Origin of the sequence: Nocardia sp. NPDC060259 (assembly GCF_042728775.1) — a bacterium.
Taxonomy (GTDB): Bacteria; Actinomycetota; Actinomycetes; order Mycobacteriales; family Mycobacteriaceae; genus Nocardia.
Window position 1 is genome coordinate 15,209 of record NZ_JBHXAY010000046.1, and the last position, 12,754, is coordinate 27,962.

The window sequence follows — 12,754 nt, forward strand, 5'->3', positions numbered from 1 at the left end:
TCGTTTTACTTTGGGGCATGCCCCGAGTCAGCGAAGAACACCTCGAACGCCGCAGGCAGCAGATCCTCGATGCCGCGCAGCTCTGCTTCGCCAGGAAGGGCTTCCACGAGACCTCGATGCAGGATGTGTTCGCCGAGGCCGGGTTGTCCGCCGGGGCCGTCTACCGGTACTTCACCAGCAAGAACGAGATCATCGCGGCACTCGTCATGCAGACGATGGTGCCGCTGCGGCTGCGGCTGGCCGAGATCATCCGCGCCGAGACGGCGCCGGTTCCCGCGGAGGTGATGCGGATGCTGACCACCGAGGTGATCAAGCGCAGTGGTCCGGACGGGCCGTTGCGGCTGGCGCCGCAGGCCTGGGCGCTGGCGCTGGTGCAACCCGAGGCCGGCGTACCCGTGCGCGAGGGCATCGCCGCCATGCGTGAGCTCTGGCTCGAGTATGTGGTGCGGATGCGCGAGCTGGGCTGGATTCCGGCCGACACCGATGTCGACGCGCTGGCCAAGACGGTCATCGGGATTCTGCCGGGTTTCATCCTGCAGCATCTGCTGCTCGGCGACGTCGATCCGGACGAGGTCGCCAAGGGTGTCGAGGTGATGCTGCCCGTCGTCCCGCCCGGAGATCGTTAGAGACCTCACTGTTACCTGCGTCGGCGAACGGGTAGGTTCGGGTGCGGCACCGGAGGGGGTCCCGCGCGCCGGACATTGCTGAACATCGATCCGACCAGGGAGTTTCCTGTGGCATTGCACCGACGAACCCTTCGATCACGCGGCCTGGCCGCGCTCGCGACCGCGACCGTGGTGGCCGTACTGCCCGCCGCCCTCGCAGGCACCGCGCAGGCGCGCATGATCGGCGAATTCGAGGTGGGCGGCGCGATCGAGATCGAATACGACCAGGCGGGCGCCGCCGCGCTCGGCGACCCCACCTCCCCCGAATCCGACGCGGCCGCGGGCGGCAAGTACCAGACCTTCGCCAACAACGCGGCGATCTACTGGCACCCCGACACCAATGCCAACACCGTCGCCGGGCAGATCCGCGACAAGTTCGCCGAGCACGGCAACGAGTCGGGCAAGCTCGGCTACCCGGTCACCCGCGAGCAGTCGACGCCGGGCGGCGCCGGCCGGTTCAACCACTTCCAGAAGGGCTCGATCTACTGGTCCGTCGGTACCGGCGCGCACCAGATCAGCGGCCCGATCCGGGACAGGTGGGCCGCGCTCGGCTGGGAGTCGAGCCCGCTGGGCTTCCCGCTCAGCGACGTGTCCAAGGCGGGCAAGGGCGACGGCCAGTTCTCCATGTTCCCGACCGGCGCCATCTACTGGTCCTCGTCGACCGGCGCGCACGCGGTGTGGGGCAACATCCAGGCGGACTGGATCCGCGCGGGCGCCGAGGGCGGTCGCTACGGCTACCCCACCAGCGACGAATACGACTACCAGGGCGGCAAGGCCCAGGATTTCCAGGGCGGCAAGATCACCTGGAAGCCCTCGAGCTGACGCCTACGGCGCGAGCAGGCCCTGCCTGGCCCTGCTCGCGCCGGACAGGGCCAGCAGCAGCATGGTGGTGAGGGCCTGATCATCGAGGCCCTCGGCGGGGAACGTGTAGCGCAGGATGACGTCACCCAGTTTGCCGCGCCCGATCAGGGTGACCGAGCCGAACTGGATCTCGTTGTTGCGCTCGGCGACGCGCTTGTGCAGCTGCGGCTTGAGCGGGCGGTCCCAGGCGAGCACCGAGGTCAGCGACAGCACGGTGAGGCCGGGCGCCAGGGTGACAGCGCGGATCGAGCACAGCGCGCCGTCGTACTCGAAGCCGAGCGAGCCGTCGGCGTCGACGCGAACGTCGATGTCCTGCATCTGCAGGCAGGCGCCGGTGCGCGCCTGCAGGTCCAGTTCGGGTGTGACCACCGCGTCCATCTCGGCTCCGTCGCTCATTTGGTGCCGCCGAAGCGACGATCGCGCTTGGCGTATTCCAGGCACGCGTCCCACAGGTTACGCCGATCGAAATCGGGGAAAAGCGTGTCCTGGTAGACGAATTCGGCGTACGCGGCCTGCCAGATGAGGAAGTTCGAGCTGCGGAACTCGCCCGAGGGGCGCAGGAACAGGTCGACATCGGGCATGTCGGGTTCGTCGAGGTACCTGGCGACGGTGGCCTCGTCGATCTTCTCCGGATCGATCTCCCCCGCCGCCACCCGGCGCGCGATTTCCCGTGCGGCGTCGGCGATCTCGGCGCGGCCGCCGTAGTTGACGCACATCGTCAGCGTCATCACGTCGTTGTCCTTGGTGAGCTCTTCGGCGATCTCGAGTTCCTTGATCACGCTGCGCCACAGGCGCGGTCGGCGACCGGCCCAGCGCACCCGCACCCCCATCTCGTGCATCTCATCGCGGCGGCGGCGGATCACGTCGCGGTTGAAGCCCATCAGGAAGCGGACCTCGTCGGGGCTGCGCCGCCAGTTCTCGGTGGAGAAGGCGTAGGCCGAGAGCCACTTGACGCCGATCTCGATGCAGCCTTCGACGGCGTCCATGAGCACGGCCTCGCCGCGCTCATGACCGGCGGTGCGCGGCAGCCCGCGCTCCTGCGCCCAGCGGCCGTTGCCGTCCATCACCAGCGCGACGTGGTTGGGGACCAGCTCCGGCGGGATCGCGGGCGGACGCGCGCCGGAGGGGTGCGCGGACGGTGGGCGCACGGTGCGGGCGGCACCGGTTCCCTGCTTGGCCCCGGCGGAAGAGTCACGACGCAGAATCACGTCTTCTATCCTGCCTGATGGTCGCCCTGGCCTGATTTGCGGGCGGTGCGCTGAGCTGAGCGCGGTCAGCCCGCGACGGCCGAATGGTTCGTCGCCGGTGCGGCCGACCGCTCTACCAGCGGCAATGTGCGCAGCTGGCGTTCCAGGTGCCACTGCAGATGGGCCGCGACCAGACCGCTGGCCTGGCGGCGGACATTGTCGGGGACGCCCGCGATGTAGTCCCACTCCCCCTTCAGCAGGGCGACGAGCAGATCGAGCACACCGGCGGCCGGGGTGCTCGCGCCCGGCGGACGGCAGTGCACGCAGACCGCGCCGCCCGCCGCGACATGGAACGCGCGGTGCGGGCCCGGGGTGGCGCAGCGGGCGCATTCGTCCAGCGCGGGCGCCCAGCCGGCGAAACCCATGGCGCGCAACAGGTATGCGTCGAGGATCAGTTCGTGCGGGCGTTGCTTGGCCGCGATGGCGCGCAGGGCGCTCGCGGTGAGGGCGTGCAGTTTCGGCGCCGGTGCGCGTTCCTCGCCCGCGAGGCGTTCGGCGGTCTCGAGGATCGCGCAGGCGGTGGTGTAGCGGCCGTAGTCGTCGATGATGTCGGCGGCGAACGCCTCGACCGTGGTCACCTGGGTGACGATGTCGAGCGTGCGGCCGGGATGCAGTTGCACGTCGATGTAGGCGAACGGCTCCAGCCGCGCCCCGAACTTCGATTTGGTGCGGCGCACCCCCTTGGCCACCGCGCGCACCAGACCGTGTTGCCTGGTCAGCAGCGTGACGATGCGATCGGCCTCGCCCAGCTTGTGCTGACGGACCACCACCGCCTCATCCCGATACAACCGCACGGGCCCAGTCTTCCACGTCGACCCGACACCGCGGTCACGGACACGGTCGAGGCATCAGCTCTGCCGCAGCAAGCCGGCGATGAGGAGCAGCAGCGACTGCTGCGTATCGAGGCGGGCGCGGGCCGGGTCTTCGGCGTGGGCGACGATGAGGGAGGCTTCGGCGATCGCACTGAGCAACAATTGCGCGAGCACCGGGACCGGGACGGTCGCGATCAGCCCCGCGCTCGTCGCCCGGTCGAGCTGGTCGGTGATGAGGCCGAGGCCGTGGCGGGCCTCGAGTTCGCGCCACGCCTGCCATCCCAGCACAGTGGGGGCATCAGTCAGGGCGATGCGCAGAACTTCGGGGCGGGAACATATTTCGAGGAAACAGGCCAAACCGGCGGTCATGCCCGCCAAGACGTCATCGGGGTCGGTGACGTCGACTACGCGTTGCACCTCGGCGGTGATCTCCCCCTCGAGCTGCTCGAGAACGGCCAGGAACAGGCCGCGCTTGTCGCCGTAGTGGTGGTGCAGGGCACCCCGGGTGACCCCGGCGGCCGCGACCAGCTGCTCGGCGGACGTACCCGCGAAGCCGCGCTCGGCGAACAGGTCGCGACCTGCCTGCTCGAGCGCGGCCCTGGTGGTGCGGGAGCGATCCTCCTGACTACGGCGCTGCATGCAGCCGAGTGAACTCCACGATCAGTTCCGCGAGCAACTCCGGCTGGTCCTCGGGAACGAAGGTGTAGGAATCGTCGACGGTGCGCAGGCTCGCCTTCGGCAGGTCGGCGACCAGCCGGTGCGCCAATTCCGTCGGGAACAGCTTGTCCTCGGTGGACCAGACGACCAGCACGGGCAGGTCGACCTCGGCGAAGCGCTCGGCGGCGGCGAGGGTGGACCGGTTGTCCACGCCCGCGGCGAAGCGGCGCAGATCGGCCCGGATCGCGGCGCTGCGCCGGGCGGGTAGCAGATAGGACTCCGCGATCGCCGGTGGCAGTTCATGTTTGGTCACCCAGCCGAACGCGAGAGGCAGCCGCTGCAGGAGCCGCGACCGTAGCGGGGCCAGCAGCGGTGCGATCGTGCCCGGGATCTTCGCGACGCGCACCAGGGCCGTAAAGGGCCTCGGCGGGAACACCTCATAGCAGTCGACGGCGGCCAGCACGACGCGGCCGATCCGCTCCGGGCGGCGGGTCATCAGGATCTGGGTGAGCGCGCCGCCGGTGTCGTTGGCGACGATCGTGACGTCGGTGAGGTCGAGCGCGTCGAGGAACTCGGCGATCAGATCCGCGATGCCGGTGGGCGTGAGGTCGGCGTCGGGCACCGGGATCGAATGCGAGCCGAGCGGCCAGTCGGGTGTGAGGCAACGGTGTCCGGCGGCGGCGAGGCCGGGTACCACCCCGCGCCAGATGTCGGCGTTGACGAGCAGGCCGTGCACGAACACGACCGGCGATCCGGTGCCGGTGTCGTGATAGCGGATGCGGCCGGACGACAGGGCGATCTCGCGTGCCGGGCCGAGTGCTGAGCTGATTCCCATGGGGTCCTCCCCTGGTCGAATGCTGGGCATATCCACTGTTACATACATTCCGTATGTATGTCTATAGCCGAAAAATCCACCCAGGGTATGTGGACGGGTGACCAGCTTCACGCTACGGTCGACCCGATTACCTGCAGAGATGGAGCTCACATGTCCGTGTCCGACCGCGTCGTGCCGAACCCCACGGCCGATCTCGGCCTCGCCGACCTGTCCGCCGCGCTCGCCGACGGCCGCGTCTCCTCGGTCGCGGCCGTCACCGACGCGCTCGACCGGATCGAGGCGTCCCAGCCGACGCTCAACGCCTTCCGCGTCGTCCGCCGCGAGGCCGCGCTCCGGGAGGCCGCCGACGCCGACGCGCGGCTGGCCGCCGGTGCGCGGCTGCCGCTGCTCGGCGTGCCGATCGCGGTCAAAGACGACACCGATATCGCCGGTGAGGTCACCGCTTTCGGCTGCGGTGGGGAGTTCGCGCCGAAGACCGAGGACGCCGAATCGGTGCGCAGGCTGCGCGCCGCCGGTGCGGTGATCGTGGGCAAGGCCAATACCTGTGAGCTGGGCCAATTGCCGTTCACCAGCGGTGACGCCTTCGGCCACTCCCGCAATCCGTGGGATCGCACCCGTACCCCCGGCGGTTCGTCGGGTGGTTCGGCGGCGGCGGTCGCGGCCGGATTGGTCCCTGCCGCACTGGGTTCCGACGGCGCCGGCTCGGTGCGTATCCCGGCGTCGTGGACCAATCTGGTCGGGATCAAGCCACAGCGCGGTCGCATCTCCACCTGGCCACACGCCGAGGCGTTCTACGGGCTGACCGTCAACGGGCCGCTCGCGCGCACCGTCCGCGACGCGGCGCTGCTGCTCGACGTCGCCGCCGGGCCGCACGGCGGTGACCTGCACACACCGGCGCCGGTCGACGCGAGCGCTGCCGTCGGGCGCGATCCCGGCAAGCTCAGAATCGCACTGTCCCTGCGTATTCCGTTCACCGCGACCAAGACCGCGCTGGACCCGGAGATCGCGGCGGCGGTGCACGCGCTGGCGACGACGTTGCGCGCGCTGGGGCACACCGTCACCGTGGCCGACCTGCACTACGGGCTGCTGATCGGCGCGTCGTTCCTGCCGCGTTCGATGGCCGGGATCCACCGGGTGCACCGGGCGATGCCCGAGGCGATCGTCGACCCGCGCACCACCGCCAACTCCCGTGTCGGCCGGGTGCTCGGTGGACCGGTGCTCGCCGCGGCGCGGCGCCTCGAACCGTTGCTGCACAAGCAGATCGGCTCGTTCTTCGACGACTACGATCTGGTGCTCGCCCCGACCACCGCCACGCCCGCACCACGCGCCGAGGAGATCGACGGTATCGGCGTCGGCGCGACCAACAACCTGATCACCGGCGCCTGCCCCTACACCTGGCCGTGGAATGTGCTGGGCTGGCCGAGCGTGAACGTCCCCGCCGGTTTCACCGAGACCGGACTGCCGATCGGTGCTCAGCTGATGGGCACCGCGAACAGCGAGCCCATGCTGATCTCGCTGGCCGCGCAGTTGGAATCGGAGCTGCGCTGGGAGCGCAACCGTCCTACACCGTGGTGGTGAGTCACGGCAGGTCGAGCACTATCGTCCCGGTTCGACCCACCCCTCGAGATCGCTCTTCGTGCCCGACGGACACCCGTCCTGACCGGTCTGGCGCGGGAACATCACCAGGCAGCGCTGGGGTCCGGGGGCGCCGACTGCCGTCGTGACCAGCACCGCGATCGATGACCCGTCGGCGACGCGTCGCGTCGAGAAACCGAGCGTGCCGGTGACGCCGCGATAGTCGCTCTCGCGCAATTGCACCGCGATGGCGGTCCGGTTCGGCGGCAGGTCGGCCAGCACCCCGCGACTGCTGCGTACGGCCTGCAGGAACAATCCACTGACGTCGAACGCGAGGCCGGTGCGGTCGCCCGCCCAACTCGGCCGGTAGTCGGTGAGTTCCGGGTAGCCGCGCAGGTCTTCGATCAGTCCGGCCAGTTCGACGCACAGCTGCTCGTGCTCGAACGGCACCGGCTGATTGCCGAGTTTGCCGACGCCGCCGACACAATCGGCCCCGCCGAGCATCACCGGCGCCGCCTTCGACACGTAGCGCACGGTCAGATTCGCGGGCAGGGCGGCCGTGGCCTTCGGGTCGGTGATCAGCCGCGTCACCGCGTCGTTGCCGAGGATCGCCGGGCCCGCTCCGCTCAGGCAGCCGCGGCTGACCGACTTGGCGAAGGTCGGGAAGTCGTCGTTACGGCCTGCGAAGAACAGCAGGGTGCGCCGGTCGAAACCGTCGGTCTCGCACGGTGCGGGGAACCGGTAGAGCTGCTGTTGTTCGCGCCAGCTCAGACTCTCCTGCGCGACACCGCGGGTGGTGAGCTCGGCCTGCAGGTCGGCGACCAGGCTCGTCACGTACAGATCGTCGGCGGACTCCGGGTGATAGATCGTCACCTTGTCGTAGCGGGGCGTGCCGTTGGCCGCACGCGCGCCCTGCACGTAGTCCGCGATCAATCGCGCCTGTACGGCATTGCTCGGCGCCGCTTGGAAATACAGCGGCGAGGCCTGCTCGAGCCCGTCGGCGGACAGTGTCGTCGCCACCGCGGGCACGCCGAGTTCGCCGAGCCGGGTGATGGCCCCGCGGGTCTCGTCGGTGCTGCGGTCGATGCCGACCACGCCGAGCACGCTGGGATCGTCGGCGACCAGCGCGCGCAATGGATGGTCGACGACCCAGCCTGCCTGTCGCATATCCGAGCCGCCGTTGGCGATGATGATGCGCAGCAGCGGTTCCGATTCGTCGGAGGCCAGCAGTGCGCGGCGCTGCTGCACCGCCAGCCCGGCCAGCTCCTCGACCTGGGCGTGCGGGTAGCGCACATTGGTGTCGGCGTAGCTGAGGCCGGCGAAGTACACCAGCGAGACCAGCGGACGGTTCGGATTGCTCTCGCGTGCCTCGGCCGCCGCGGTATTGAGCCGGAACACTTCGCGCTGCATCGCCGTCAGCTCGGGATCGTCGGCGAACAGCTGCGCGGTGTTGTCGCTGTAGCCGACGCATTCGCCGTCACGCAGACTCACCGACACGCCATCGGTCCACGGCCACTGCGAGCACGGCGCGTTGCGCAGCGGCGGGAAGTACACCAGCGCGGCGCCGATGGCGAGCACGATCGGGATCAGCACGCACAGCCCGACGAACCAGCTGCGCGCGGCCATCGGCGGCGCGGGCGGCAGGGCAAGCCCACGGAAGCGGGAATCGCTGATCCGCGGCGGCGTGTCGGCGGGCAGCAGTGCGCGCAACGGCAGAAACCAGGCGTCGGCCTGGCGATGGGTACGCCGGTTGTCGATCTCGCGCACCCAGGTTTGCAGCGGGTCCGGTGGCTGCGGGGAAGGCTGCTCGGCGAGGCTCTCCAGGGTGCGCAGCGTGCGCAGTTCACCGATGTTGCCGAGCTCGCCGACCTCGCGGTTCGGGCCTTCGTCGCGGAAGGCCACGATCACCAGCGGATCGAAATGGCCCGTCTCGTTCCTGATCTCGTTGACCCAGGTGAGGATTCGCGCGCCGTCACTGCCCTCGGCCAGGCCGCCGAGCAGCGCCACCGGGTAGGCGGTGCGCCGCCAGCTCGACGGCCGCCAGATCCGGCGCCGGTAGGCGTCGCGCAGGTCCTCGAGGAACGCGTGGATCAGGAGTTTGGCGACCTGCTCCTCGTTCTCGTCGACCCGGTGCGAGGCGGTCAGCCGGGACGCGAAACCCAGGAAACTGCCCGACAATTCGGGCGCGAGGTAGCGCTGGTGCAAGAACCACCTGGTCACCTTCGACATGCCGGGGATGCGACCCGACACCCACAGCCACAACCGCAGCACCGGCCACAGCGCGAGCACACCGAAGACCACCCGCGAGATCGTGTCGCCCGCAACGCCTTCCGCGGTGTCGGAGCGGCTGGTCGGCGAACCGCTGCGCAGCAGCTTGGGCAGCCTGCGGCGCAACTCGTCGGGCGCCTCGGACTCGTCGCTGGTGACGCGTTGGCGCGTCAGCCAATCGGCGGTGCGGTAGCGCGGGAACTTGATCGCGCCCATCGCCGTGTCGTCGGCCGCGAAGCCGGCGACCAGCTGCTGGATGATCGGCAGACAGTGCCCGGCGATCTCCTGATCGTCGTGCGAGCTGACCGCGGTGAGGTCGGGCGTGAGCGCGGTGCGCGGCAGGTCGGGGGCGTGCAGGTCGATCTTGGCCCGCGGCGTCGCACGCCTGCCGTCTGATTCGCTCAGCCAGCTGTAGAGGTCGGCGACCAGCGCGGAATGCCCTTGCACCCCGACCAGTTCGACGATCGGCCGGGGCAGTGTGCGGCGCCCGCGCAGCAGCGTACGCAGCACCCGCGGTTTGGTGTCGGGAATCTCCAGCGCCCGCAGCAGCTCCAGCAGCTTGCCGACATCATTGGCATCGGGCACTTCGACGGCCTCCCCGGGCGATCAGCGAGCACGCCGGGCACTGTCGGCGTATTCGCCGAACGATACCCCGTACCGCCGACGCTCAACCGGTCAAAAGCCCAGCTTCCCCAGCTGTTTCGGGTCGCGCTGCCAATCCTTGGCTACCTTCACGTGCAGATTCAGGTAGATCCGGGTACCGAGAATGTGCTCGATCTGCTTGCGGGCGTTGGTGCCGACCTCCTTGAGGCGGGCGCCGTTCTTCCCGATGATGATCGCCTTCTGGCTCGGCCGTTCGACATACAGCAGGGCATGCACCTCGAGCATGTCCTCGTTCGCCTCGTACGGCTGGATCTCCTCGATGACCACGGCCAGCGAGTGCGGCAGTTCGTCGCGCACGCCCTCGAGCGCGGCCTCGCGGATCAGCTCGGCCATGAGGGTTTCCTCGGGCTCGTCGGTGATCTCGCCGTCGGGGTAGAACGCCGGGCCCTCCGGCATCTTCGAGGCGATCACGTCGACGAGCACCTCGACCTGTTCGCCCTTGACCGCCGACACCGGGACGACCTCGGCTTCGGGGCCGAGCAGCTTCGAGACCGCCATGAGCTGGTGGGCGACCTGGTCGCGGCTCACCTTGTCGATCTTGGTGACCACGCCGAGGACGGTGGTCTTGGGCGCCATCATCTTGATCTGCTCGACGATCCAGCGGTCACCGGGACCGATCTTCTCGTCGGCCGGGATGCACAGGGCGATCACGTCGACCTCGGAGTAGGTGTCGCGCACGAGATCGTTGAGGCGCTGGCCGAGCAGGGTGCGCGGACGATGCAGGCCGGGGGTGTCGACCAGGATCAGCTGGGCGTGGTCGCGGTGCACGATGCCGCGGATGGTGTGGCGGGTGGTCTGCGGGCGCGAGGAGGTGATCGCGATCTTGGTGCCGACCAATGCGTTGGTCAGCGTCGACTTGCCGGTGTTCGGCCGGCCGACGAAACAGACGAAGCCGGAACGGAATTCCTTCTCAGCCACCGTGCACCTCGCTCAGGACGGCGCCGCTGCGGTCGGTGCGGATCACCGCGGCCGACGGCGAGACCTCGCGCACCGCGGCGATACCGGCGTCGTCGGACTCACCGCCGACGACCACCGCCGCCTCGAAACCCTCGGCGCCGCTGGAGATCGCGGCGGCCACGGCGGCCTGCAACGCGGTCAGGCGCAGCGCGGTCAGCGCTACCTCGCCCGCGGCGTAGGTGCGGCCGTCGGTGTCGCGGATCGCGGCGCCGCTCGCGCCCCCGGTGCGGCCCAGCGCGCCACGCGCCAGCACCAGCAGTTTGTTGTCCTCGGCGTCCAGTTCACTCATCGGTTTCTCCGTTGTCGTCGGGCACGGTGACCTCGGCGGACTCGGCGCCCGCCGCGGTCTTCTTGTTCTTCTCGGCCGCGCGGCGCACCAGCACGGTGTTCACCCGCATCCGGCCGCGGGCATCGGCGCCGCCCTCGCCGCGCAGGACCAGCCCATACACGGTCACTTTCGAGCCAGGCAGCGGGACACGACCCAGCTCGTGGGCCAGCAGACCGCCCACCGTGTCGACGTCGGAGTCCTCGATATCGAATCCGTACAGCTCGCCGAGGTCTTCCACCGACAGCCGCGCCGACACCCGGTAGCGGCCGTCGCCCAGGTCTTCCACGGGCGGGGTCTCGTCGGTGTCGTACTCGTCGGCGATCTCGCCGACGATCTCCTCGAGCACGTCCTCGATCGTCACCAGACCCGCGATGCCGCCGTACTCGTCGACCAGCAGCGCCATGTGGTTGCGGCGGCGCTGCATCTCGTCGAGCAGATCGTCGAGCGGCTTGGAGTCGGGGATGAACACCGCGGGTCGCATGACCTCGCGCACGGTCACCTTGCGGCTGCGATCGGCATACGGGACAAGGTCTTTCAGGTACACGACGCCGAGCACGTCGTCGACGTTCTCACCGACAACGGGGATCCGGGAATGACCGGAACGCACCGCCAGCGACATCGCCTGGGACGCGGTCTTGTCGGCCTCGATCCACACCATCTCGGTGCGCGGCACCATCACCGCGCGGGCGACGGTGTCGCCGAGTTCGAAGACCGACTGGATCATCCGGCGTTCGTCGTCGGCGACCACGCCGCGCTCGCGGGCCATGTCGACCACTTCGCGCAGCTCGATCTCGGACGCGAACGGGCCGTTGCGGAAACCCTTACCCGGGGTGATCGCGTTGCCGAGCAGGATCAGCAGCCTGCTCACCGGGCTCAGCACCGCGCCGATGATCTGCAGCGGCACCGCGGCGCCGAGTGCGATCGAATAGGCGTGCTGGCGGCCGAGGGTGCGCGGGCCGACGCCGATCACGACGTAGGAGACGACCACCATCACCGCGGCGGCGACCAGCAGCGCGGTGCCCGCGGTCCACAGCTCCAGGGTCGCCGCGGCGAGCAGGACGGTGGCGGTGATCTCGCACAGAATGCGCAGCAGCACCATGAGATTCACGTACCGCGGGCGGTCGTCGACGATCTTGCGCAAGCGCGCGGCACCGGGGCGTTCCTCCCGGACCATGTCGTCGAGGCGAGCCCTCGACACCGTGTTCAGTGCCGAGTCGACCCCGGCGAACACCCCGCCGAGCCCGATCAGCAGGATCGCGAGCAGGATCTGGGTCAGTGAGGTCACGCGGGGCCCAGTGCGTCACCCGGTGCGGTGAAACCTGCCTTGCCGAGTAGTTGGGCGTCGCGCTCGGCCAGTTCGGCGCGGCGCTGTTCCTCGCGCAGGCTCACATACCACTCCTCGAGGAGCTGGGCCTGCAGCGCGAACATCTCCTTCTCCTCCTCCGGCTCGGCATGGTCGTAGCCGAGCAGGTGGAGCACGCCGTGCACGGTGAGCAGGGCCAGCTCGTGGTCGAGCGAATGGCCCACCTTCTGGGCCTGACCCATCGCGAACTCCGGGCACAGCACGATGTCACCGAGCATCGACGGGCCGGGCTCGGGGCTGTCGGGGCGACCGCCCGGCTCCAGCTCGTCCATCGGGAACGACATCACATCGGTCGGGCCGGGCAGATCCATCCAGCGCACGTGCAGGTCGGCCATGGTGTCGAGATCGACGAGCACCATCGACAGCTCGGCGGCGGGATGCACGTCCATCCGGCCGATCACGAAACGTGCGACGCTGACCAGGTCTTCTTCGGGGACGTCCATGCCCGATTCGTTGGCGATCTCGATGCTCACCTGTTCAGCCTACGGTGCCGACCCGACGCCGCCGGGAGCGGCATCGGGCC

13 protein-coding genes are annotated in these 12,754 nt (G+C 69.5%); 3 read left to right on the top strand and 10 right to left on the bottom strand.

The window, feature by feature from the left end; all coding sequences use genetic code 11:
- Positions 1–17: 17 nt before the first annotated feature.
- Together ACFWF2_RS18235 and ACFWF2_RS18240 are read left to right on the top strand one after the other, a co-directional pair.
- Positions 18–626, top strand: coding sequence for a TetR/AcrR family transcriptional regulator (locus ACFWF2_RS18235; protein ID WP_379308602.1), 609 nt, complete (start codon positions 18–20; stop codon positions 624–626).
- Between the two features lie 108 nt (positions 627–734).
- Complete coding sequence (locus ACFWF2_RS18240; protein WP_379308603.1) at positions 735–1,487, top strand: LGFP repeat-containing protein; 753 nt, start codon at positions 735–737, stop codon at positions 1,485–1,487.
- Positions 1,488–1,490: 3 nt separating this feature from the next.
- On the opposite strand, the gene ACFWF2_RS18245 is transcribed toward ACFWF2_RS18240, so the two are convergent.
- The 5 genes from ACFWF2_RS18245 to ACFWF2_RS18265 form a co-directional block, all read right to left on the bottom strand.
- Complete coding sequence (locus ACFWF2_RS18245) at positions 1,491–1,844, bottom strand: YbjN domain-containing protein (RefSeq protein WP_379308629.1); 354 nt, start codon at positions 1,842–1,844, stop codon at positions 1,491–1,493.
- Positions 1,845–1,918: 74 nt separating this feature from the next.
- Complete coding sequence (locus ACFWF2_RS18250; RefSeq protein WP_379308604.1) at positions 1,919–2,734, bottom strand: isoprenyl transferase; 816 nt, start codon at positions 2,732–2,734, stop codon at positions 1,919–1,921.
- A gap of 65 nt (positions 2,735–2,799) precedes the next feature.
- Positions 2,800–3,567, bottom strand: coding sequence for a DNA repair protein RecO (recO, locus tag ACFWF2_RS18255; RefSeq protein ID WP_379308605.1), 768 nt, complete (start codon positions 3,565–3,567; stop codon positions 2,800–2,802).
- 54 nt (positions 3,568–3,621) lie between these two features.
- A complete protein-coding gene (locus ACFWF2_RS18260) occupies positions 3,622–4,224 on the bottom strand; it encodes a TetR/AcrR family transcriptional regulator (protein WP_379308606.1) in 603 nt (200 codons plus the stop codon).
- The gene (locus tag ACFWF2_RS18265; protein WP_379308607.1) at positions 4,211–5,077 is read right to left on the bottom strand and encodes an alpha/beta fold hydrolase; all 867 of its coding nucleotides are present in this window, start codon (positions 5,075–5,077) and stop codon (positions 4,211–4,213) included. The genes ACFWF2_RS18260 and ACFWF2_RS18265 overlap by 14 nt, the downstream gene beginning before the upstream one ends.
- Positions 5,078–5,227: 150 nt before the next feature.
- Between ACFWF2_RS18265 and ACFWF2_RS18270 the strand changes: the two genes are divergently transcribed.
- Positions 5,228–6,655 carry an amidase gene (locus ACFWF2_RS18270; RefSeq protein ID WP_379308608.1) on the top strand — a complete coding sequence of 476 codons (1,428 nt, stop codon included), beginning with the start codon at positions 5,228–5,230 and terminating at the stop codon, positions 6,653–6,655.
- Positions 6,656–6,673: 18 nt separating this feature from the next.
- On the opposite strand, the gene ACFWF2_RS18275 is transcribed toward ACFWF2_RS18270, so the two are convergent.
- From ACFWF2_RS18275 to ybeY, 5 genes are all read right to left on the bottom strand, one after another.
- Positions 6,674–9,505, bottom strand: coding sequence for an ABC transporter substrate-binding protein (locus ACFWF2_RS18275; protein WP_379308609.1), 2,832 nt, complete (start codon positions 9,503–9,505; stop codon positions 6,674–6,676).
- Positions 9,506–9,595: 90 nt separating this feature from the next.
- The gene (gene era / locus ACFWF2_RS18280; protein ID WP_379308610.1) at positions 9,596–10,501 is read right to left on the bottom strand and encodes a GTPase Era; all 906 of its coding nucleotides are present in this window, start codon (positions 10,499–10,501) and stop codon (positions 9,596–9,598) included.
- Positions 10,494–10,829: a cytidine deaminase gene (locus ACFWF2_RS18285; protein WP_365042915.1), complete on the bottom strand. Its 336-nt coding sequence runs from the start codon at positions 10,827–10,829 to the stop codon at positions 10,494–10,496. Before ACFWF2_RS18285 ends, era begins: the two co-directional genes overlap by 8 nt.
- On the bottom strand, positions 10,822–12,153 hold the full coding sequence (locus ACFWF2_RS18290) for a hemolysin family protein (protein WP_379308611.1): 1,332 nt from the start codon (positions 12,151–12,153) through the stop codon (positions 10,822–10,824). Before ACFWF2_RS18290 ends, ACFWF2_RS18285 begins: the two co-directional genes overlap by 8 nt.
- Positions 12,150–12,704, bottom strand: a complete 555-nt coding sequence (gene ybeY, locus ACFWF2_RS18295; RefSeq protein WP_379038254.1) for an rRNA maturation RNase YbeY — start codon at positions 12,702–12,704, stop codon at positions 12,150–12,152. Before ybeY ends, ACFWF2_RS18290 begins: the two co-directional genes overlap by 4 nt.
- Between the last annotated feature and the right edge of the window lie 50 nt (positions 12,705–12,754).